The 21897-nt window shown below is 45.5% G+C and carries 22 protein-coding genes; 10 read left to right on the forward strand and 12 right to left on the reverse strand.

Features of this window, described 5'->3' with window-relative positions:
- Positions 1 to 163 precede the first annotated feature (163 nt).
- From K1Y79_RS09305 to K1Y79_RS09315, 3 genes are read left to right on the forward strand one after another with little or no spacing between them, the layout of a single operon-like run.
- The gene (locus K1Y79_RS09305) at positions 164 to 397 is read left to right on the forward strand and encodes a hypothetical protein (protein WP_220249748.1); all 234 of its coding nucleotides are present in this window, start codon (positions 164 to 166) and stop codon (positions 395 to 397) included.
- Positions 398 to 414: 17 nt separating this feature from the next.
- Positions 415 to 822, forward strand: a complete 408-nt coding sequence (locus tag K1Y79_RS09310) for a VOC family protein (protein WP_220249749.1) — start codon at positions 415 to 417, stop codon at positions 820 to 822.
- A gap of 42 nt (positions 823 to 864) precedes the next feature.
- Positions 865 to 1140 carry an ArsR/SmtB family transcription factor gene (locus K1Y79_RS09315; protein WP_220249750.1) on the forward strand — a complete coding sequence of 92 codons (276 nt, stop codon included), beginning with the start codon at positions 865 to 867 and terminating at the stop codon, positions 1138 to 1140.
- A gap of 77 nt (positions 1141 to 1217) precedes the next feature.
- Here K1Y79_RS09315 and K1Y79_RS09320 read toward each other — a convergent pair whose 3' ends face one another.
- The 5 genes from K1Y79_RS09320 to K1Y79_RS09340 are packed head-to-tail and all read right to left on the reverse strand — an operon-like array spanning position 1218 to position 5510.
- On the reverse strand, positions 1218 to 1649 hold the full coding sequence (locus tag K1Y79_RS09320; RefSeq protein ID WP_220249751.1) for a group III truncated hemoglobin: 432 nt from the start codon (positions 1647 to 1649) through the stop codon (positions 1218 to 1220).
- Between the two features lie 9 nt (positions 1650 to 1658).
- Entirely contained in the window at positions 1659 to 2072 is a 414-nt protein-coding gene (locus K1Y79_RS09325) for a cytochrome C (RefSeq protein ID WP_220249752.1), read from the reverse strand.
- On the reverse strand, positions 2062 to 2340 hold the full coding sequence (locus K1Y79_RS09330; RefSeq protein ID WP_220249753.1) for a hypothetical protein: 279 nt from the start codon (positions 2338 to 2340) through the stop codon (positions 2062 to 2064). The genes K1Y79_RS09325 and K1Y79_RS09330 overlap by 11 nt, the downstream gene beginning before the upstream one ends.
- Before the next feature lie 15 nt (positions 2341 to 2355).
- Positions 2356 to 3360 (reverse strand): cbb3-type cytochrome c oxidase subunit II, encoded by a 1005-nt coding sequence (locus K1Y79_RS09335; protein WP_220249754.1) that lies wholly within the window; start codon positions 3358 to 3360, stop codon positions 2356 to 2358.
- A 2-nt stretch (positions 3361 to 3362) separates the two neighbouring features.
- Positions 3363 to 5510, reverse strand: coding sequence for a cbb3-type cytochrome c oxidase subunit I (locus tag K1Y79_RS09340; RefSeq protein WP_236059553.1), 2148 nt, complete (start codon positions 5508 to 5510; stop codon positions 3363 to 3365).
- A gap of 298 nt (positions 5511 to 5808) precedes the next feature.
- On the opposite strand from K1Y79_RS09340, the gene K1Y79_RS09345 reads away from it, so the two are divergent.
- Positions 5809 to 6243 (forward strand): RrF2 family transcriptional regulator, encoded by a 435-nt coding sequence (locus K1Y79_RS09345; protein ID WP_220249755.1) that lies wholly within the window; start codon positions 5809 to 5811, stop codon positions 6241 to 6243.
- Positions 6244 to 6521: 278 nt separating this feature from the next.
- Here K1Y79_RS09345 and K1Y79_RS09350 read toward each other — a convergent pair whose 3' ends face one another.
- The gene (locus tag K1Y79_RS09350) at positions 6522 to 7013 is read right to left on the reverse strand and encodes a GNAT family N-acetyltransferase (RefSeq protein WP_220249756.1); all 492 of its coding nucleotides are present in this window, start codon (positions 7011 to 7013) and stop codon (positions 6522 to 6524) included.
- Positions 7014 to 7128: 115 nt separating this feature from the next.
- Here K1Y79_RS09350 and K1Y79_RS09355 point away from each other — a divergent pair, with 115 nt between their 5' ends.
- Both K1Y79_RS09355 and K1Y79_RS09360 read left to right on the forward strand, forming a co-directional pair.
- Positions 7129 to 7440 carry a hypothetical protein gene (locus tag K1Y79_RS09355; protein ID WP_220249757.1) on the forward strand — a complete coding sequence of 104 codons (312 nt, stop codon included), beginning with the start codon at positions 7129 to 7131 and terminating at the stop codon, positions 7438 to 7440.
- A 52-nt stretch (positions 7441 to 7492) separates the two neighbouring features.
- On the forward strand, positions 7493 to 7948 hold the full coding sequence (locus K1Y79_RS09360) for a DinB family protein (RefSeq protein ID WP_220249758.1): 456 nt from the start codon (positions 7493 to 7495) through the stop codon (positions 7946 to 7948).
- 197 nt (positions 7949 to 8145) lie between these two features.
- On the opposite strand, the gene K1Y79_RS09365 is transcribed toward K1Y79_RS09360, so the two are convergent.
- On the reverse strand, positions 8146 to 8406 hold the full coding sequence (locus K1Y79_RS09365; RefSeq protein WP_236059554.1) for a glyoxalase superfamily protein: 261 nt from the start codon (positions 8404 to 8406) through the stop codon (positions 8146 to 8148).
- Between the two features lie 317 nt (positions 8407 to 8723).
- Here K1Y79_RS09365 and K1Y79_RS09370 point away from each other — a divergent pair, with 317 nt between their 5' ends.
- From K1Y79_RS09370 to K1Y79_RS09380, 3 genes are read left to right on the forward strand one after another with little or no spacing between them, the layout of a single operon-like run.
- A complete protein-coding gene (locus K1Y79_RS09370; protein WP_220249759.1) occupies positions 8724 to 9446 on the forward strand; it encodes a protein phosphatase 2C domain-containing protein in 723 nt (240 codons plus the stop codon).
- Between the two features lie 51 nt (positions 9447 to 9497).
- On the forward strand, positions 9498 to 9944 hold the full coding sequence (locus tag K1Y79_RS09375) for an AAA family ATPase (protein WP_220249760.1): 447 nt from the start codon (positions 9498 to 9500) through the stop codon (positions 9942 to 9944).
- A complete protein-coding gene (locus tag K1Y79_RS09380) occupies positions 9934 to 10701 on the forward strand; it encodes a tRNA(His) guanylyltransferase Thg1 family protein (protein ID WP_220249761.1) in 768 nt (255 codons plus the stop codon). The genes K1Y79_RS09375 and K1Y79_RS09380 overlap by 11 nt, the downstream gene beginning before the upstream one ends.
- A 61-nt stretch (positions 10702 to 10762) precedes the next feature.
- Here K1Y79_RS09380 and K1Y79_RS09385 read toward each other — a convergent pair whose 3' ends face one another.
- Entirely contained in the window at positions 10763 to 11476 is a 714-nt protein-coding gene (locus K1Y79_RS09385; protein WP_220249762.1) for an EF-hand domain-containing protein, read from the reverse strand.
- Between the two features lie 335 nt (positions 11477 to 11811).
- Positions 11812 to 13416, reverse strand: a complete 1605-nt coding sequence (locus tag K1Y79_RS09390; RefSeq protein WP_220249763.1) for a Na+/H+ antiporter — start codon at positions 13414 to 13416, stop codon at positions 11812 to 11814.
- 121 nt (positions 13417 to 13537) lie between these two features.
- Here K1Y79_RS09390 and K1Y79_RS09395 point away from each other — a divergent pair, with 121 nt between their 5' ends.
- The gene (locus K1Y79_RS09395) at positions 13538 to 16069 is read left to right on the forward strand and encodes a GNAT family N-acetyltransferase (protein ID WP_220249764.1); all 2532 of its coding nucleotides are present in this window, start codon (positions 13538 to 13540) and stop codon (positions 16067 to 16069) included.
- A gap of 40 nt (positions 16070 to 16109) precedes the next feature.
- Here the strand turns inward: K1Y79_RS09395 and K1Y79_RS09400 are convergent, their stop codons facing one another.
- The 3 genes from K1Y79_RS09400 to K1Y79_RS09410 all read right to left on the reverse strand — a co-directional run bounded on the left by K1Y79_RS09400 (position 16110) and on the right by K1Y79_RS09410 (position 21789).
- A complete protein-coding gene (locus tag K1Y79_RS09400; protein WP_220249765.1) occupies positions 16110 to 17351 on the reverse strand; it encodes a T9SS type B sorting domain-containing protein in 1242 nt (413 codons plus the stop codon).
- Positions 17352 to 17810: 459 nt separating this feature from the next.
- Entirely contained in the window at positions 17811 to 18407 is a 597-nt protein-coding gene (locus K1Y79_RS09405; RefSeq protein ID WP_220249766.1) for a GNAT family N-acetyltransferase, read from the reverse strand.
- 859 nt (positions 18408 to 19266) lie between these two features.
- Entirely contained in the window at positions 19267 to 21789 is a 2523-nt protein-coding gene (locus K1Y79_RS09410) for a YfhO family protein (protein WP_220249767.1), read from the reverse strand.
- Positions 21790 to 21897 lie beyond the last annotated feature (108 nt).

Consider the following 21897-nt stretch of genomic DNA (forward strand, 5'->3'; position numbering starts at 1 on the left):
TATACTTTCGGGAAATGTCCCGTTTTCCCCCTATTTATGTCGTTTTTACGACCCATGCAACCAAAAGGTTTCACATATTTTTGTAACCATAAGGTTCCATATAAGGAACTATTGCCTGAGGGCAAGGTCTGATTAAATCCTGCAACCTGAAATATTTGTGTATATGGTAGAAGTATTTAAAACCAATGTTAACAACAGGAGGAATGCGCTATTGCTCCTCCGGCAAATACACAATACCTGCGCCGGCTATAGCGCTAACTTTGACCTGCAAGACTGCGACCGCATATTGCGGGTGGAGTGTGACACAGGAGCTGTTGATCCGTCGAAAGTGATACGTATGTTGCAGGATGCCGGGTATAGCGGGGAAGTACTGGAAGACGTCATCTATTCTTATTAATAATAAAACCCATCAAAATGGTAAAAGAGATCTTCGTCAATCTGCCCGTAAAGGATCTGGACAAGTCAAAAGCATTCTTCACAGCGATTGGCTTCACCTTCAATGCGCAGTTTACTAATGAACAGGGAGCCTGTCTGGTACTTTCAGAGAACATCTATGCGATGTTACTGGTAGAGGAGTTCTTCAGCACCTTTATTAAAAAGGGTATTGCTGATGCGTCAAAGGTAACTGAAGTAATCAATGCGGTATCAGTTGAAAGTAAGGAGAAAGTCCACGAGGTAGTAGATAAGGCACTGGCAGCAGGCGCAGTTGCTTATAATGAGCCGCAGGATCACGGCTGGATGTATTCGCGGGCGTTCCAGGATCTGGATGGGCACCTGTGGGAAGTGCTTTACTCTGATCCGACAGCCTTTCCTGCTAATTAAACCTTGTCGGCAGTAACTACAGATGCGCCCAATGTTCCCGCTATGAGAAGAGACACCTTCCAGGCAATTGCCGACCCTACCCGCCGGGAGATACTTGACCTGATTGCCTGTAAGCCGCTGAACATTAATGCCTTGGCTGGCCGGTTCAGTATAAGCCGTACAGCTGTATACAAACACCTCAGAATACTGCTGGAGTGCGATGTCATTGAAATAAAGCAATGCGGCCGGGAACGTTACTGTATGCCGAAGCCAGGCAAAATATCGGCAGTAAGGGACTGGCTGGACGCATTTGAATTAAAGCTACGGGACGTGCCATGAACTGATTTCAATAACGCCATTACTGAAACCTGATCATCTCCCTTCCGCTACAAATAACCACCGGTGCCTGTGGCTTCTCAGCTGTTATGGCGGAGGAGACCCGGGTCCGGTTGGTTATTATTCAAAGAAAAGCCCATCATAGACTGCATAATACGGGCAATATTGCCAGCCCTGGCCTTGGCATTGTCAGCAACTTCACCCTGAAATAAGGTGTCTACTGTGCCTAAGAATAGTGTCAGCCACTGGCTGAAATGCCGTGGGTCAATAGGAAGGGACATATGTTTACTCATTGTGTCGCCTTTATACCTCCCCGAGTACAACAACATCGTACTCCAGAAGTTACACATAATATCCAGGTGCGGGCCCCAGTTACCGGCAATTGCCTTCTCAAATACAGGCCCCAGTAGTGTGTCATCCTTTACTTTGGCGTAAAAGGTATGCACCAGCTGCGCTATATCTTCTTCATTCTGAATATCCGCGAGTTGCGGTCTCTGCTCTATATCAGACATAATAGTATTTTATTTCATCAATAACTCCAGTGGTGCTGTAATACAGTAAAAGATTGCCCACCCCAGGAAAGCAATCAACAGTACAAACACCCAGAACGGAATGCTTTGCGGGGTTTCACTGCCAATTATCAGGAAGTTGCGCTGATCGCCTTTGCCATATGCATTGATCATCACTGGCACGACGCCATCTACTACGGCGTCTTCCCGGATACCTTCAATGGAGATGGCCGGACCATTGCGTACTTCAAAAGGTACCAGTCTGATACCTTCCTTTCCGGTAGGGTCGCGACTAACGATCTTAAGCGTATGTCTACCATCTACCAGCCGCGTAGTATCCAGTTCAAAGTTAACAGGAGATTCCAGTATGGCAATAGGTTTTATTGCATCGTCTATGAATATGTATATCGTGCTCTTATCCTTCATAACTATTGTTGTTCACCACAAACTGTTTAATATGATCTACCGACTTTTCTCCGGGGCGTATCAACCACTTTACCGAATAAAACAAAGTAAGCAATACTATAGCCGCTATAATCAGTACAATGAGGTAGTCCCATTGACTATCGGGCGTTTTGCCATGGGTTAGTCCGCTGAAGACAACCGTCTGTTTCCTGTTACAGGCATCACAGGCCGTTGACGGCAGGTAGTAGCTGGTCAGTAATGCCAGCAGTAAAAATAACTTCTTACGCATGAGATTGGGTTTCGGTTATTTGTTGGCAGCTTTTGCATTTATCTCTTCCAGGTACTTCCGCACTTGTGCGGTGGTTACGGCAGGCGCGTTGTTGCCCCAGCTGGAACGTTCGTGGTTCATGATAGCGGTGACTTCTTCGGCAGAAAGATGACTGTTTGTACCTACGGCCGGCATGATGCCATATCCTTCGCTAACGCGTGCATCGAAACCGTTCATGATGACATCCACCAACTGTATCGGATCAGGATCAAGTACGACTTTACTTCCTTTTAATGAGGGAAATGCCCCCTTTAATCCTTCTCCGTTCTGCTGGTGACAGCTCTGACAGTTACTAGTATATAAAGTAGCGCCATCGGGAGTGCCTGAAGCGGCAGTGGTAGTAGTGGCGATACTGCCATACAGAAATGCAGGTACACCCACCCCATCCGGCAGTTTCACCTGTTTTAATTCCTGCAGATAGGCAACAAGATCCAGGGCGTCCTGCGTAGCAACAATAACAGTACCTGCCGGTATATATTCCTCCGGCACCTTTACAATAACGTCTGATATACTGGCAGTATCCCGGGCTTGAAACAGCCAGGGGTAAGCAGGCATGATAGATGCCGGCGCAACAATACGCGGATTGAACAGGTGAGTCAGGTGCCAGTCAAGGCTGGGTTGGCGGTTGCCTACATCTGTAAGGTCCGGACCAGTACGTTCTGTGCCCATCAGTGTTGCAGTATTCCGCCAGAAATCTGTGCGGTGATTGTCAGCATAGTCAGCAGCAATACCAGGCCGCCCGCCCCAGACTTTGTCCATATCTACATTGCGTACCTGCTGCGTATGGCAGGCAACGCACCCATTGCTGATGAACAATGCCTTTCCGCTACGTGCAGCAGCGCTTAGCGACGATGCATCGGGCAGCGGGGCATTATTATGCTGATTAGTCATGGCAGGAATAATAGCAACAAACAGGGTGAGTATAATAAATAACAGGAAGGCCGTTCTGTACAGGCGCTTATGATCATCAAAAAATTCCATAATTACAGCGTTGATTCTATTTCGGAATAAGATTGATTCAGTCTTTGCACAGCAGCGCCTCTGCTATCAGCCGTATCATCACCCAGCATCATCTTATATAGATTATAGGCAAAGAAGAGGTGGGATAACCACATTAGACTTCCACCTATAGCACGCCATAGCCAGTAAGGTGCCATCATGATTACGCTGTCAATGAATGGTTTTCCCTGCATCCACATAATGCCACGCAGCGTGCTGCCATACATAAGCGGAATGGTATAAAACAACAAGCCTATCAATGCCAGCCAGAAGTGCGCACCGACAGTAATCTGCGGAGCTTCTTTACCAGACAGCCGGGGTACTACAGCATAGATAGCAGCCCATAACAGGAAACTGACAATGCCATACATCGTGAGATGAGAATGCGCGACTGTGAAGTCAGTAAAGTGCCATATCAGGTTAGTGGTGCGGAAAGCTTCTGCCGTACCTTGCAAAGAGCCTGTAAAGTAAAAGATGACACCCACCAGGAAGAAAGGCAGTATATAGCTGTTGTTCAGCTTATGCCACCCGCCGCGGAAAGTCATGAAGAAATTAGTAGTACCAGCAGCTACCGGAATGATCATCCCGACAGAGCCTACGATAGCTACTGTTTGCAGCCACCAGGGAATAGCACTGAAAACGAAGTGATGCGTACCGATAAGTGTGTAAAAAAGTATCTGCGCCCAAAAAGCCAGTATACCCAGGCTGTAAGAGTAAATAGGCTTATTAAGTTGTTGTGGCAGGAAGTAATAAACAATGCCGAGTGTAAATAACATGAACCACATACCCACCCCCTGGTGCATATAGTATCCTTGTATGATCGTTTCTCCCAGTCCATCCTGCCATAATGGTATATATGCTACAATGGATATTACCAGTGCAAACATCAGTGCAGCTACAATATACCAGTTGGAGATGTAAATTTCCCTGGTAGTACGTGATGCAATAGTGCGAATAAAGTTGCTGAGTGTCAGCAATAACCCTATGCCGAATAAGAGTTGTATCGGCCATATGTATTCGCGGTACTCTCCACCCCCATTATTGATACCTGCCATCAGGCTAACCGATCCAAGTAATACAGCAGTGTTTATTAGCCGCAATGCCCACCATCCTTGTTGCAGACTGGCAAGTGGTACATTACTTACCCGGGGCACCACATAATAGCCCAGACCGAGCATACCCAGAGATGCCCATCCCCAAAAGACAGCATTAGTATGCACAGGCCGTAGACGGCCAAAACTCAGCCAGCTGACGTGATCTACGTCCGGACTGACGAACTTAATTCCTACGTACTCGCCTACCGTAGTACCTACTACTAACCAGAAAGCCGCACAACCAATATACCACATAACCAGGTTCGATAAAGCAGGATCAACAGGGGGCCGTCTGCCGGCACGCTGCTTCTGCGCAACCACTGATAATCCCGCGTGCAGATTGATATTACCAACGAGGCCTTTCTCATCGTCAGCAGGGGCATCTCCGGCAAGTTCTTTATTATGCAGCTGATAGGCCAGCGCACGCTTTCTTTTCTGCAATGCCTCCTCTATCAGTGGATTATCAGGGGTTGTGAGATAGTGTGCAAAAGCGGCCGCTTGCTGTAAGTATTGCTCCCTGTTACGCCGACGGACAAGTGCTGCCACCTTAACAGCCATCAGGAGAAGTCCTGCAAGTACGGGTATCAGCAACAGCACCAGGGTGATAAGGATACCGGTCTCCTGCAAGAGGGAAGATGGCGAGCTATCTATCTGTTGTGAAGCAACAGGAAGGGATGACAGGGAAGCGATCATCAACAGGCCTATACCTTTCAAATCGCCGGACGTGGGTCGCTGCTGCTTTTTCTTCAAATTCAGGTAGGTATCTATACTTTTACTGTTTAGCGCACTGATATATTCATTGAATCGGGTAGGCTCAAATGCAGTATCAGACCTCTTGCTTTTTGTATGTATAATACCCGTCCGCACTTTCAGTGCGATGGCTGTTGTCAGTATCATTATAACGAGTAATAGTAGAATAAACAACCATCCTTCGACAGCGTCTATGGCAAAGAAGGCGCGTCCCTTCGTTGCAGCCAATAGCGGTACCGGCATGACTGTCAGCAAGACAGGCAATACCCGCATGAGTAGATTAACCATGATAAAGTATGTGAAACGTGTGTCTTTTAAAGCGCCTGCTGTTTACATAACAGGACTTAGCCGGAAAGGTGTTTCTGTGCAGATGGTTCCGGAATGATCCGTTGGAAACACTATTCCTCTCCGGATCAAAGGTAGCCAACACTATCCATTAAGAGGAAGCATTATCGTTGATGTTTTATGGAATCTGGTGTACATATCACACTACCCAATTACACGAAGACAACCAGCGTTTCGCATAAAGGAGGTACTGGTCTTTTATTCTTTAAATCCCCTTATCTTTGGGTCATAAATACCAACAATGTTTTCAAAGACATGTGAATATGCCATTCGTGCCATGATATTTATTGCACAGAAGTCAAAAGACGGTAGTAAGATAGGTATCAAAGAAATAGCGAAAGGGATTGATTCTCCGGAGTACTTCATTGCCAAGATCCTGCAGGATCTGAGTAGAAAAGGAGTTGTGCAGTCACAGAAAGGACCTACCGGTGGCTTTTATCTTGAAAACAGCTCACGTAAGACATCGTTGGCTACTATAGTGAAAGCAGTAGATGGAGATAGCATCTTCTCAGGCTGCGGACTTGGATTAAAGCAGTGCTCTGATAAGCATCCCTGCCCGCTTCACCACGAGTTTCTAAAGATCAGGAAAGATATAACTGATATGCTGAACAAAACAAGGCTTGGCGATCTGCAGGAAGAACTGGACCAGCAGCTTACATTTCTCAGAAGGAACTGAGGTAATAGAAAGGGATGTAAAAGCACTAAGATCAGGAAGCCTGGTATCTGATAGAGAATTAATAGAGGAGTTATACGAGTCAGGTAATCACCTTAAATGCAGCCCAGGCTGTGAGAGGTTAACAATCTTAATATGGCCAGTTTAACAACATATGTAGCCTGATCCAATAAAATAAAGAATTAAGAACTAATATATGAGAATACTGTAAATGTTCCTTCAATAATATGAGGTAAGCCGACTCACTATATATTAGTCCTTAATTCTTAACAGATGACTTGTTACTCTGCAAGCTGCTTATTTTCCGGCGCTGCTTTTTCACTAAGCTGTTCAGTACCGATTGTATACTCGAATACCTTTTGCTGTTTGTATTCGATGAAGCCGGTCTTCGCATAAAATGCGTGCGCACCTTCCCTGATTATATTACTGCGTACCCGCAGCTTTTCAATGTTCCTTTCAGCAGCCCACTTCTTGGCTTTCTCCACTAACAGTCTGCCAATACCTTTACCATGAGCATTACGGGATACTACCAGTCCGCCTATTTCACAAAACGGACCTGACTCCAGTCGAATGGTGTAGAGAACGTGAATCCATCCCAGAACGGTTTCTCCGTTAACTGCGACATAGGCGACATCACAGATACTCTTGTCAATTGCCTGGATGTACGTGATAGTGTCTTTAACTGTTGAGGGGTAACCTAACTCTGCTGATAAAGCTGATACCTGCGTAGCATCCTTTACGGACACATGCCGGACATAAATCGCACCGTTCATTTACTGCTTATTTGTCTTAAAGAAATTTTCAATATAATTGAATGGAATAAAAGTAATCATTTTCATGCTTTGGCATGGCATATTTATTGGAGTTATATACGTCAAAAATAGTGCTATGGAAACAACACATGAGATTAAAATTGTACCTATTGACTACAACTCGTCTGAAATGCCTGAGGCAGTGAACAGGTATAAACCTGTACTATTAAGAGAAGGTGATGAATACTGTTGTTTTCTGGGAGAGAAGCCGGAATACGGCATCTATGGATGGGGTGACACTCCTGAGCTGGCCATCATGCATTGGAACCAGAAGTATCTTCAGAAAACTGTAGAGGGTGCCTTGTTTTCTACCAAAAAACCAATACTGGAAGAACCTGATAATACTGAGGTGGTGAGAGCTTATTTTTATCGTCGAGTGTCCAATTAATGCAACATCCCGTAGAAAAAGAAGTATCTTGCATTGAAGTATTATTACATATATGTCCACACTTGACACATTAAGGAAATTATTTAGCCGGGACCTCCATAAACTCATATCAGAAATTTCCTCCTATCAGCATGAGCCTGCCTTATGGAAGATTGACAGCAATATTGCTAACTCCGCAGGAAATCTTTGCCTGCATCTTGTAGGAAATCTGAATACATATATTGGTGCACAACTTGGGCAGTCCGGATATATTCGTGACAGAGAAGCCGAGTTCTCCTTAAAGGATATACCGCGTGCGGAACTCCTTCTTAAAGTTCAAAATACAATTACGGTTGTTGACAATACCCTGGCGATGCTTTCAGAAACTTCGCTGGAAGAAGAGTATCCGATGATTGTATTTGATAGTAAAACAACTACTGGTTATCTGCTGATCCACCTGGCTACTCACCTGACATATCACCTGGGCCAGATTAACTATCATAGAAGATTACTGGACCAGCAGCAATAGCTGCTAACGATATTATAAAAAAGGTTGCTTATTTACAGTTATAAAACCATTCGTATAACTGTTGGTAAGCAACCTCTTTTTTATTCAGCAATCCTGCTCTTTCTTCCGGCGAAGACAATCCTGTTATAAAAAGGATCATTAACAGTTGCTAATACCACCGAAGGATCATAAAACGCCTCCTCAATACCTGGCCGGTTCTATTTGTATTGCTTGTCAATCAATATGTGGTGATAAGCCTCCAGGCCTTCAAATTGATCAACATAGAGTTTACCCCCTGGACTAGCATCGCCATGATGCGCTGAGAGATGTAGTACAATATCTCCTAAAGACAGCTGCATGTAAAAAGATGCATCTTCAGGTTTATGCTCCCAGTTTACCTGGAAACCCAGCCATTCTACATAAAATTCAATCACTTGTGCATAGCCGAACGCGCGGAGAACTGGTTTTACTATTGCCATATGTTCATTTTTACCATTATCAGATAAAGGGGTACTGGGAATAATACCGGTCTGCCTGCCCGGCGATTACCAATATACTGTAAGTCCGAACTGCCCAGGGATATATGTACATAATGGCTGCCCATTTAATTAACACACTGTATTCCAGCACAATACCTGGTTGACCTCAAGCCGGAATATACCGTATGCGTTATAACATGCACATCTCTGAGGTTCAGCATGATAAACCTGCAGTAATATAGAAGGGAAAGCCTGATGAATATTTTATGGGGGTAAAAATTTTTTCCACGAAGGAATCACTATTTTTGCGCCGCTATATGAATATTTATACAACACTGCAAAGGGGACGGTACCATCCGCTGTACTGCGAGGACCACCTGTTCCACGACAACATTAACCCACATACGTATGTTGCCGCAGTGATGGATGGCAGTACGATGGGTAGGGACAGCCATCTCATATCAACACTGACGGGCAAACTTTTGAGAAAGATCGTAAAGGCAAAAGCCTATGCCGATTTACGCTCGCTTGTTAACATATCTCCGGAAGAACATCTCCAGGATACTGCTCGCCAGCTATTCCAGGAGCTGAATGCTATCCGGAACCAGGTACAATTAGAGCGTTATGAACTCATGACTACCCTCCTGCTGATGGTCATCGACACCAAACTCGATAAAGCAGTCATTCTCATTATCGGAGACGGTGCTATCTGTGTCAATGGCAATATCAGCATCTTCAACCAGGATAATAAACCCGACTACCTCGGCTATCATCTGGCGGAACATTTCGACAGCTGGTATCAGCGACAATACCGCCTCACTTTCCAAAACATCAGAGATATCAGCTTATCTACCGATGGTGTTACCTCATTTACACCATTGAAACCAGTCATCGCAGAGATTGACCCTATACGTTTTTTGCTGGTAGATCATGAAAAAGCGGAAACTGATGAAATGCTTAATATGAAATGCAAATCGCTGGAGTTTCAATACCAGATGCGGCCAACAGACGATGTTGCCATCGTACGCTTTATTAAGTAAGTTACCAGGTAAGAGGCTTTTCCCTATCTTCGCCAACCCAATACCTATATCATGGAAGCAATCATCTTCTGCGGCATTCAGGCTACCGGCAAAACAGGGTTTTATACCTCCTACTTCTTGCAAACACATGTTCGGATATCTTTAGATCTCCTGAAAAGCCGTTACCGGGAAGATCTGTTCCTCGATGCCTGTATTAAAAGTGCCCAACCATTTGTCGTAGACAATACTAACCCTAGCAAAGCCGAAAGAGCGAAATATATCTCACTTGCTAATAAGCATCAATTCAAGGTGAAAGGATATTACTTCCGTTCCAGCCTTACTGCGGCATTGGAAAGAAACAACCTGCGTACCGGCAAAGCCTTAATACCAAAAGTCGGAATGCTGCATACTTACCGTAAACTGGAAATACCATCGCTTGAAGAAGGATTTGATGAGTTATTCTATGTTGAACTTGATGATAAAGGTTTTACAATAAAAACATGGGATCATGAAATTTGATGAACTAGATAGTAAAATGCGCATTTTTGAGACGGCGCATGATCAGACTGTATTACCAGGCATGTATATAGTAGCACGGATTGATGGCCGGGGCTTCACAAAACTTACCAAGGAGGTGCACCCATTTGAGGCGCCTTTTGATCCGGTATTTAAAGAATATATGATTGAAACAGTTAAACACCTCATGAATTGCGGGTTTAACATTATATACGGTTATACTGAAAGCGACGAAATATCACTCCTGTTCCATTTACAGGAAGGTGCATTTGGACGTAAGCATCGTAAGTTCAACTCTATTCTCGCTGGTGAAGCAAGTGCCAAATTTTCTCTACTATTAGGTAGCCTGGCAGCATTTGACTGTCGCATCTGTGAACTGCCAAATCAGTCTCTGGTAGTTGACTATTTCAGGTGGCGAAACGAAGATGCACACCGGAACTCTCTGAATGCTCATTGCTACTGGCAGTTGCGAAAAGATAATCACACCCGCCAGACTGCTACGCAGATAATTGAAAAGATGACCACCGCTGATAAAAATGAGTTACTATACCGTTACAATATTAACTTTAATGATTTGCCGTCCTGGCAGAAAAGAGGTATCGGTGTTTACTGGACAGAAGTAGACAAAGAAGGGCTGAATCATAAAACAGGCGAACCAGTAATTATAAAAAGAAGGCAGCTACTCATTAACGAAGCATTACCTATTAGAGACGCCTACAATACCTTCATACACCACCTGATCCTCCAAAGCGAAAGCTAAATACAAAAGGGCCATGCCCTTTCTACAGAAAAGACATGGCCCTTGATAACTTCTTTATACCTTATTTTCCAACCGCTTCTTTCCTCTTCTCATATTGGCTCTTCCTGTAAGCACCCAGTTCGTTCTTATCGATATATGAATCTTTATTTGTATCGATTACAGCGAATTTGTCTTTCAGAATGAATCTGCCACCCTCCTGCTTATCAGCTTCTGCCTTACTGATTTTACCATCTTTATCGGCATCCAGCTTCTGGAACAGTCCTTCTCCACGCTTATGTGTTCCGTGTGGTTGATGGCCGTTTTTCTTTCCGTAAGCAAACATCTCTTCTTTGGTAATGTATGCATCGTTATTAGCATCTATCTGACTGAACTTCTCCGTCAGGTTAAAGCGCTCATTGTTCATCTTCGCGGCTTCTGCTTTACTGATCTTACCATCCTTGTCAGTATCCAGGCGCTGGAAGAAACCTGTGTGCTTTCCGCCCGGACGATGACCATGTCCCTTCTTCTTCCAGTAAGCCATCATTTCTTCTTTGGTGATATAGGTGTCTGCGTTGGCATCTATTTCACTGAACCTGTCAGACAATCTGAACTTACCTTGCTCCTGCTTGTCTGCTTCTGCCTTACTGATCTTACCATCTTTATCTGTATCCAGTTTCTGGAAGATACCTTCATGTTTAGGCTTCGGCTGAGCGGCAGGCGTCTGTTCCTGAGCATAAGTGTTTACTGTAGTTAAAGCAGTAACGATTATTGCAGCTGTGAAAAATCTCCTGTTCATAATTGTGGGTTTTGGATTTAAAATGTTGTTAAATTCACTTTTCAGGCCTACCTGCACATGATCAATGTCTGCTGGTCTGTATTCCTGATCGTGATATACATTTGAGCTGTTATTACCCCTTAGGTTTAATGCATGGTTAGCGGTCGCCTATCGGACAGTCTACGGCTCATCCATTCCACTAACAGACGCTGAAGCAATACCATGGCAAATTACGACAGAACAGAACGGCTATTTTCCTACAAAAATGCTTAACAGTATTTAACAGTGATTAGAAGTAGTTAACAGTCAAACAGTACTATCTGCAGCAGCGGTATCGTTAAAACGGCTCTTCTCTTTTATTGATATTGCCGGGTGATTTTTTCTTCTGCCAGGTCCAGCAGGGCAAGGTGCTTACGTACAAGCTCCTCACTAAATTCCTCCTTACGGTTGATCTTCTTCAACATATTACGCTGCTCGCTGATCAACGCATTGAAAACAGTACTATACCGGTGAATGGCTTCTTTCCTGTTAACGTCCGTTGCATGCGATGCTGCATACAATTGCAGGAACTCATATTCATTCTCCAGGGTTGCACGTAACTGACGCAGTAATGCATTCTCCTCCACGTCTATCTTATACTTCTCATCCAATACCTGCAATGCTGTATAAGATAACTTCTTCCTGATCAGTGTTTCCTGCTCTACGTCAGACATCATATAGTCGCGCTCTTCCAGTTTAAGCTTACGGATCAACCAAGGCAGCGTCAATCCCTGAAAGACCAAGGTGACCAATATAACGACGAAGGTGATAAACAGAATCATATTCCGCTGTGGAAAGGCTTGTCCGTTTACTGCAATAGGAATAGACAATGCTGCTGCCAGAGACACCACTCCACGCATACCTGCCCATCCAAAGACAAAAGGCATCTTCCACCCCGGACTATTATCCGCCGTGCGGATAAACCGACTGATAAATACCGTAAATACAGAGGAGCCCAACGCACACAAGATACGGGTGACGATCACAACTACTGAGATGAGTAATCCGTATAGTATCGCGTCGGTTACCGAACTTTCACCCAATTCTTTAATGATAACAGGCAATTCAAGGCCTATCAACATAAACACAGTCCCGTTCAGCACAAAACCTACCGTCGCCCACACATTAACACCCTGCAAACGGCTCAGGTGACTGAGGATAGATTGTTGCCTGCTCGATATAAATAATCCACCGCTTACCACTGCCAGCACTCCGGAATAATGGAAATGCTCTGCCGCAATGTACATCGCATAAGGTGCAGCAAAGGTTAGTACGGTATCCATACTTGCTGTAGTAGGCAGCCAACGGTGAATAGCATAAAAGACCAGCGCAACGGCCAGTCCTGTAATTGTGCCCATCACAATCACCACAACAAAACTGGTTGCAGCCTCGTGAAATACAAAAGTTCCCGTCGTTACGGCCGTCAGTGCAAAACGATACACGATCAGGCTCGAAGCATCATTCATCAAACTCTCGCCTTCGATGATGGAAACCAGCCTTTTGGGCACATCCAGTCCACGCATGATACTGGTTGCAGATACTGCATCAGGCGGAGAAATGATCCCTCCCAGCAGAAAGCCCAACGCCAGGGTAAAACCTGGAATGACACTACTGGAAAAGACAGCTATTACACAAGAGGTAATCAAAATAATAAGAAAGGCAAATGAACTGATCACCCGCCGCCATTTCCAGAACTCCTTCCACGAAGTATTCCAGGCTGCATCATATAATAATGGTGGCAGGAATATCAGAAAGATCAGATCAGGGTCAATAGCAACAGGGGGTAATCCGGGTATCATACTGATGGCCAGTCCCCCTAATACCAGCACTATCGGATAAGAAATCTTCAATCGTTGTGCCAGCATTACCAGCAGGAGGAGGACAAGGAGGAGGCTGAGGTATAAAATGAATGTAGCGTGCATAATCGAAAATTACTAAGAATTGAGAATTAAATACGAAGTTTTGCTAAGCGCATGACTTACAGGAGATGGCGTACCAATGGAAATTGACTACTTTTGAAACAGAACATTAACTGCCGAAGATATGCAAGTGATTAACGCAAATGATATTACGATAAGAACAGCACTAAAAACCGGTGACCTGGGATATGTGGCATATATGCATGGCGACATCTACGGCCGTGAACTGGGATATGGATTCAATTTCGAGCGTTATGTGCTGGAAGGACTACTTGAGTTTTCCCGGCAATATGACACAGCCAAAGACCGTGTATGGATCTGCGAATATAATGGACGTATGGTAGGGTTCCTTATGGCGCTGAGCCGTGGTAAAACCGTACAACTCAGATACTTCATTATAGATCCTGCATTTCGCGGATATGGACTCGGAAAAAGACTGATGGATCATTTCATGTCGTTCATGGATGAACGCGGGTTCGATAATGCTTACCTGTGGACAACCAATCAGCAGGACACCGCTGTGTCCTTATATGCAAGACATGGCTTTGTACTTACCGAAGAGAAAGATAGTCAGGCATTTGACATCCCACTAACGGAAAAAAGATACGACCTTTTCAGAACGCCCAACCCTTTACTGGAAGTGTATGATACGCCGTATGGACTACCACCGTTTGAACGCATCGTACCGGCCAGATACCTGCCCGCTTTTGAGGCTGCCATGCAGGAACATCGCGCAAATATCAATAAGATTACCACCCTGACAACACCTCCGTCTTTTGCTGATACGATGGAAGCCTTTGAAAAAAGCGGTAAACTACTGCGCAGTGTGAATGCGGTATTTGCTAACCTGACATCGGCCAACACCTCTGCTGAACTGGAAAATATCTCCCGGCAGCTGGCTCCCGTGCTCGCGAAACATAGTGATGACATCTACCTGGATGCTACATTATTCAACCGGATAAAAGCGTTGTACGAAAAACAAGGTACACTACAGCTTACCGGCGAACAAGCCAAACTACTGGAAAAGACCTATAAAGACTTTGTAAGAAGCGGTGCAAACCTGGATGCTGCCAGCCAGGAACGACTCAGGGAGATCAATAAACAGCTGTCATTGCTCACCGTTCGTTTCGGACAACACCTCCTGGCAGAGACCAATCATTACGAACTAATGGTTACGGATGAAAAAGACCTGGCAGGACTACACGCTTCACTGATCGAGGCTGCGGCGCTGTCTGCAAAAGCAGCTGGCAAATCAGGAGGCTGGCGGTTTACCTTACATAATGCCAGCGTAATGCCTTTCCTTCAATATGCAGACAACAGGGCGCTACGTGAGGAGATCTACACCGCATATGTTAACCGCTGTAATCATAATGACGATAGGGATAACAAAGCCATCGTCACACAACTGGCGGCTTTGAGAGCAGAAAAAGCTGCGCTGCTGGGATATACCTCTCATGCTGATTACATCCTGGAAGAGAATATGGCAAAGACGCCTGCCAAGGCAAACGAACTGCTGCAACAACTCTGGAAAGCTGCACTACCTGTAGCCACACAGGAAGCAGCTGCCATGCAGGCCATCATGGACAGGGAAGGAAATAATGATAAACTGGCAGCATGGGATTGGTTCTATTACGCGGATAAAGTCAGAAAAGAGAAATATAGCTACGATGCTGAAGCTTTACGCCCCTACTTCAAACTGGAAAATGTAAGGGACGGACTGTTTTTCACCGCCAAACAACTATACGGCCTGAACTTTCAACTGCTGGAAGGCGTACCTGTTTATCATGAAGAGGTCTCGGCGTATGAAGTGACAGGAGCTGACGGACAACTGGTCGGATTACTGTACCTGGATTTCCACCCGCGCAGCTCAAAACGCGGTGGTGCCTGGATGACCTCCTACCGCAAACAGGCAGTTAATGAACAGGGAAGAGTCGCACCAATTATCTCTATCGTGTGTAACTTCTCCCGGCCTACAGCAACACAACCTGCCCTGCTTACGCCGGATGAGGCAGAAACCTTCTTTCACGAAGCAGGACATGCTTTGCATGGTCTGCTGTCGGATGTAACTTATGAGACACTGTCAGGTACTGCAGTACCAAGAGATTTCGTAGAACTGCCTTCGCAGGTAATGGAACACTGGGCATTTGAACCGGAAGTGCTCGCGCAATATGCACGACATTATGAAACAGGAGAACTGATCCCGCCAGCACTTGTAGATAAGATGAAAGCAGCCTCTAAATTCAATCAGGGATTCGCCACGGTAGAATATCTCGCTGCTTCTTTACTGGATATGGCTTATCATACTTTGCCGGCTGGCAACAATGTAGCCCCGTTGGAGTTTGAAAAGGAACAGATGGACAGAATAGGACTGTTGCCTGAGATCGCACCGAGGTACCGGAGTACCTATTTCCAGCATATCTTCTCGGGAGGTTATTCCGCAGGCTACTACAGTTATATCTGGTCAGAAGTGCTGGATAGCGATGCCTTCGCTGCCTTCAAAGAAGCAGGTAATATATTTGATGCTGCTACCGCTACCGCTTTCCGTAAGAATATATTGGAAAAAGGAGGTACAGAAGAACCAATGGTACTCTATAAAGCTTTCCGCAAAAGAGAACCTGATGTGAAATATTTGCTCCAACACAGGGGGCTGGAATAATATATTCCGGTAACCGGTAATGGCTGCAGGCTGTTACCGGTTACTTTACTATCAATACGCTACCTGTTTGTTTCACAGGCTGCTGTCTGCCATCCGTATACGTCGTCATCCACAGGTAAGCGCCGGGCGGCAACGGCTGACCTTTATAATCTCCCTTCCATCCTGCCTTGATGTCGTTGGTTGTATACAGTAACTCTCCCCAGCGATTAAACACAGACATCCTGAAATCTGTGATCTTGTCGAATACTTTTACACGAAATATATCATTAACACCATCGCCGTCAGGACTGAAAGCATTCGGCACGTAGATAGCACAGGAGTGCGTCGCTGCAGGCACTTCCACACTTCCTTCCAGCACACAATCCTGGGCATCGGCAATATGGTATCTGTATACCCCGCCATTCAGGTTATACATCACACTGTCAGTCTGCGACATCAATCCGGTTAATGAATAACTATATGGCGGTACCCCACCGTTGACAGCAAAGGCAATCTGTGCATCATTAGCACCAGCGCAACTCATGGCTGTTATCAAGGTATTATCAAGCGTAAACAAGGGCGGATCAGGTATCAGCAGGTTCTCAAGTGTATCCAGACAGCCCTTTGCATCTTTGACAATGATATTATATGTGCCTGCGTGCAAATCGTCAAATTCAGGCGAGACCTTCACTGTTGGACTACCACTTAACAAATATTCGTAAGGCCCTACTCCGCCTTCAGTACGCAGGATGATCTTATTCAGCGCTTCGCCGGTACAGCCTTTCACTTCGATAGCAGCGTTACCATTAAATTCAGTATCATGCACTATAATGGTGTCGCGCACACGCACTCCGTTAGCGGCCTGCGTAACCAGGATATATTGTCCGGCGCTGATACCATCCAGCACATTGCCAGTGCGACCTACCGTTTCCCACTCAAAAGTAAATGGCGGATAGCTACCAGTAGCACTGGCTGTGATGCGACCGTTACTCATTCCCTGGCAACCTGGTTCTACCTTGTAAGTTACAAGCGGTAATTCGCGGAGCGTGTCCGACAGATTATCCAGTGCAAGCGCTATCCCAAATTCATTGTTACAGGCAATACGCACATCTCCTCCTAATACTATGTAAGGATAGTCTGCATGAGGTGTAAACTCTGCCGTAAAGCGCTGCCACGTCACATTATAGAAGGGGCCGGATTGCCAGAGTAGTTCAAGTGTATCTGTGAGCGTTATACCTCCGTAGATAGCCAGCGCACCGTAGCAGGTGGCAGAGTCATACCCGCGTTCGAAAGACAGATCCATCGACAGCCGGTATTTCCTTCCCTCCAGCAAATCGGTATTTAGTTTCTGAGCAATTGCTTCCAGCCAATGGGATCCACCTCTGAAACCAACATAGGTCTCACCATGAGAAGCAGGCGCATATACACCTGTTATTCCCGGCTGTATATCGGGCGTGGAAGAGACAACGAGCCATTGTCCCGGTGCACGGTATTGGGCAGGTACCCCTTCCAGGGATGGATTACGGATATTGATATCCTGTGCATACAGTGCCGGCAGGTATAAAAACAGGAGTTGGACAAGCAGCAGGATACGGGTTACCGCTCGGAAGCTGCCGATAAGGAGGTATGCAGGATATTGTTTATCAATTACTATTGCAGTCAGAATAAAGGGTTGGAGAAAATCACTCTCGTCGCATGATTCACACTATCTGCAAAACTAGCATTAATTGATATTTTTTCATAATAACTTCTACAGCAATACTCACAGTCTTTTGAGTAGATTTTCCCTGACGGAGCCTTCCCATTCATCCTTCAGGATGCTCAGTACGATGCTGCTTCGGCGGGTGCCGTCTGCATTGGTAGCGCAACTGCGAAGAATGCCTTCTACCGTACAGCCAATACTTTTCATTGCAGCGATGCTCTTTTCGTTGGTGTGCGCTGCGCGAAATTCTACGCGTTCCATACCCATTCTTTCAAACGCGTATTGCAGCAGCAGGAATTTACAGTGTTTATTCAACCCTGTTCCCTGAAAATCTTTGCCATACCACGTGTACCCTAATTGTAACATCTTGTTCTTCAGCTGTATATCATAAAAACGGGTACTTCCCGCATAAAGTTGCAGCTGTTTGTCAAATACAATAAAGGGATATTCCTTTCCCTCATTACGTGCTTCAACAGCGAATCTGATGTATTCCCGCATGCCGCCGGGGCCTACCGGGGGTACGACAGAAAACTTCCAGATGTCTGGTTCCGTTTGTGTAAATGGTATAAGATGTTCATCATCAGCCAGTACAAGTGGACGTAGGATAACTCTTTCATCTTCAAGTACTACGTTGTCTGAGAAATTAAACCGGGTCATAATATGGCTTTTCGGGTATGTGCACACAAATATAGGCATTCCGCGTAGTCATACACCTGGAATTGCAGGCCTGCAGAACTTCCATTGCTGAAACTGGTTTGCGCTATCGCCGGACGGCCTCCTGGCAGATTCATTCAGAAAACCCGGACAGCCCGCGTGCGTTTTTTGGTTTGTTAAGGGTTAATGTTTCATTCCATCCTATCTAAATAAGGGCACTTAAAGGGCACCTCAATATCCCAGGGATATTGAAGTGCCCTTTAAGTGCCCTTTTGGTACCTGGTTAATGTAAAAGATAAACCGGGATCAGATCGAGGGCTGTAGAAGGATGGGCCTACCACAGGACAGATAACTAACTCACTGGCGGTCAGCTGAATGTGATAATTGTTGATTTACCGGGAAAGGAATTGAAATGAGGGTGAATGTCTAAAGAAAACAGCGGCTATAATTGAGGTAATACTAAGCTTGCCTTATAACATATGAACAATATTACTTATGGGTTATTTAAACACAAGGCGTTCGTTACTGCGAATGGGATAACTGCCGGTCAGCGGCATTTTATCAGTTTCTCGGAAGATACCGCAGTGCGATTTGTCGAATGATAATCAACCTGGTATATCAATGGCAGATACGCATTGAAAGACAAGGCAATAGTTACTGCAGACGGGGCGACTGCCGGTCAACGGCATTGTATCAGTTTGTCGGAGGATGCGGCAGTGCGATTTGTCGAATGATTATCAACCTGATATATCAATGGCCGATACGCATTGAAGGGTGTCTTACTACTTGTAATGCTGGTAGATTAAAACACGAATAGCGCCCAATGTCAGGCGCTATTCGTGTTAAGTATGATATGTATCAATTAAGCTTTTGCTGGTCTGTTCTGTTTCCACAGCATAAAAATGCTACCTGCAATTGTTAACCACAGGAGGATATTAGCGATATACACCAACGTCTGACCAGTATAGTAAGACGCAGGTTCAAATTTGAACTCAATAGTGTGGTCTCCCGCAGGAACAGCTATACCGCGCAGGATATAGTTTACATTCGCATAAGCGGTTTCTTTACCATCAATATAAGCCTTCCAGCCTTCCGGATAATATACTTCGCTCAATACGGCAAACTGATTACTCTTCGCGCTTGTAGTATACTTAATAGCATCATTCTCATAAGCTACCAGCTTAATGGTAGCGGCAGAGTCAAATACCGGCTGTGCGCCCGCTGCTGCTTTGAAACTATTATCGAGGACTGCTGTATCCTTTGGATTTAGGTTGTCCAGGGATTTAATAGATTCGATCGGTCCGTTTACATAGCTGAGATGTTTTACAAACCAGGCAGCACCCAGTGCATCCGGGTTACGTTGTACTACAGGTACTGGCTGTTGCTGATCCTGAGAGCGGGTAATGAAGTAACGGGTATCCAGCATATTTAGTAAGGCCATATTCAGACCAGCGCCTGGTTTGGCGAACTGATTTTCTATGATATCCTGGTACATACGCAGCTTTGCAGCATGGTACCCACCTACGGAGCGATGGTAGTAAGAAGTGATAGCATCATTGAAAGGATCGCCGGTAGAGAGATTCAATACACGATAGTGGGGATCTTTGTCCAGCAGAATCTGCTGATCAGCAGGCGTTGGCGCGAAGTTACCGGCCTGGTAACTGGACGCATCCTGGTAGTTTTCCTTATTCAGGTATTTATTGGCAACGATCAGCAGGTCTACAGTGTTGATAACGATGAACACACCCAGTATCACGGATGGCTTCACCCTGTCTTTCATAAACAGGTAGAATGCGCCCATAATCACTACCCATATCCATAAGATATGGAAGATACCTGCACCAAACATTGCTTTCCTGTCGGCAATCATGCCATCCAGTACCGCACGAGCCAGATCTGCTCCTGCCTGTTGGGTCAGGTTATCGAGGATTTGTGCATCATAACTGCCTCTGTAATCATTGAACAGGTATACCAGTACTGCCAGTACGATTACACCGCCACCTGCATACAGTATTTTCTTAAAGTGTTGCTGTAAATGAGTTCTTGCTGCTGCGGAGTACAGCAGTCTGTCTACCGCCAGGACCGCCAGCAATGCGAGCAGGAGCTGTGGAATGATCAGTGCCATTGAAGGTGCTCTGAATTTATTGAACAATGGCATATGGTCAAACAGGAACTGGTTGAAAGCAGAGAAGTGACTACCCCAGGAGATAAACAGTGTGATAGCGGTTGCAATAGCTATCCACCAGCGGGTTACATTACCGGAAGAAGTAGCAGTTTCGCCAATACCCAGGGCCACAAAACCTATTACCGCCAGCAGGCAGATCAATGCACCACTGTAGGGAGGGCCGGCAGTAAACGGCGCTACCCCGCCCCAATATCTTGGTAAGCTGGTCGCCAATTGGCTGGCCTGCGCTTCCGGAACGTTATTTTTGACAAGGTTACCTACTACTTTGGAGTCAGCATCGAGGTGCTCTGACGAACCACCGCCAAATGCTCCCGGCATAGCCAGTACGAAGGTCTCTCCTACTCCCAGGCTATATTGGAACGCATAACTTTCGTCCAGCCCCTGGGTCTTGGTTTGAGTCAGTTTACCATCTTCAGAAAGATCAACTGTCTTACCGCCACGCATAGTATATTTTGAATACTCATAGGTGGTCAGCAGACTCTGAGAAGTATTACCCACACCTATCAGACCAGCCAGCAGGGCCAGCGACAGGGAGATAATCATATGTCTGATCTCTCCGGACATTACCCAGCTAATAACATAGCCAATCGTCATTATACCCAGGGTGATCAGGAAATAATAAGTTACCTGCGGATGCCCTGCGCCTATTTCCAGTGTAGCAAAAAGCGCTGCCACCGCCAGACCGAGTACATACCGCTTTTTGAATATCAGTACTAAACCAGCAAGTAAGCCAGGCATGTAGGCAATAGCCAGCATTTTTGTCTCGTGTCCGACAGAGATAATGATTGGATCATAAGTAGCATAGGCATACCCTAAAGCACCCAATACTGCTGCCAGTACATTTACGCTGTATGCCATACCGAGGATGTAGAAGCACAAACAGGCCAGGAAGAAATAGCTGGCAGGTTTAGGCAGATACAGTTGCAGCATGCTACCAAAATCAGGCAGGAGCGTCTTGGTATCCATGGTGACCTGATAGTTAGGCATACCACTGAACAAGTGTGTGTTCCATAAAGGGAAATGCCCGTGTACCTCCTTGTAATTGAAGGCATCCTGCGCCATCCCTTTCCAATGCACAATATCAGTCTGCTGTAAGACCTTCCCTTCCAGGGCAGGGCTGCAATAGACCAGCGCAACAATCAAGAAGACGGAAATCGCAATCACATGAGGGATGATCTTCTTCCAGGAAAAACTGTTCATAGATCTTTGTTGTTTACAATACTTATTTACAGACAAACATAACCTCCTCTGCATCAGAGAACTGTTATGTAGCAGTCTGTTTGTTTACAATGATGGCTGAGCCGATAC

It is taken from the genome of Chitinophaga rhizophila (genome assembly GCF_019492185.1).
GTDB classification, from domain to species: domain Bacteria; phylum Bacteroidota; class Bacteroidia; order Chitinophagales; family Chitinophagaceae; genus Chitinophaga; species Chitinophaga rhizophila.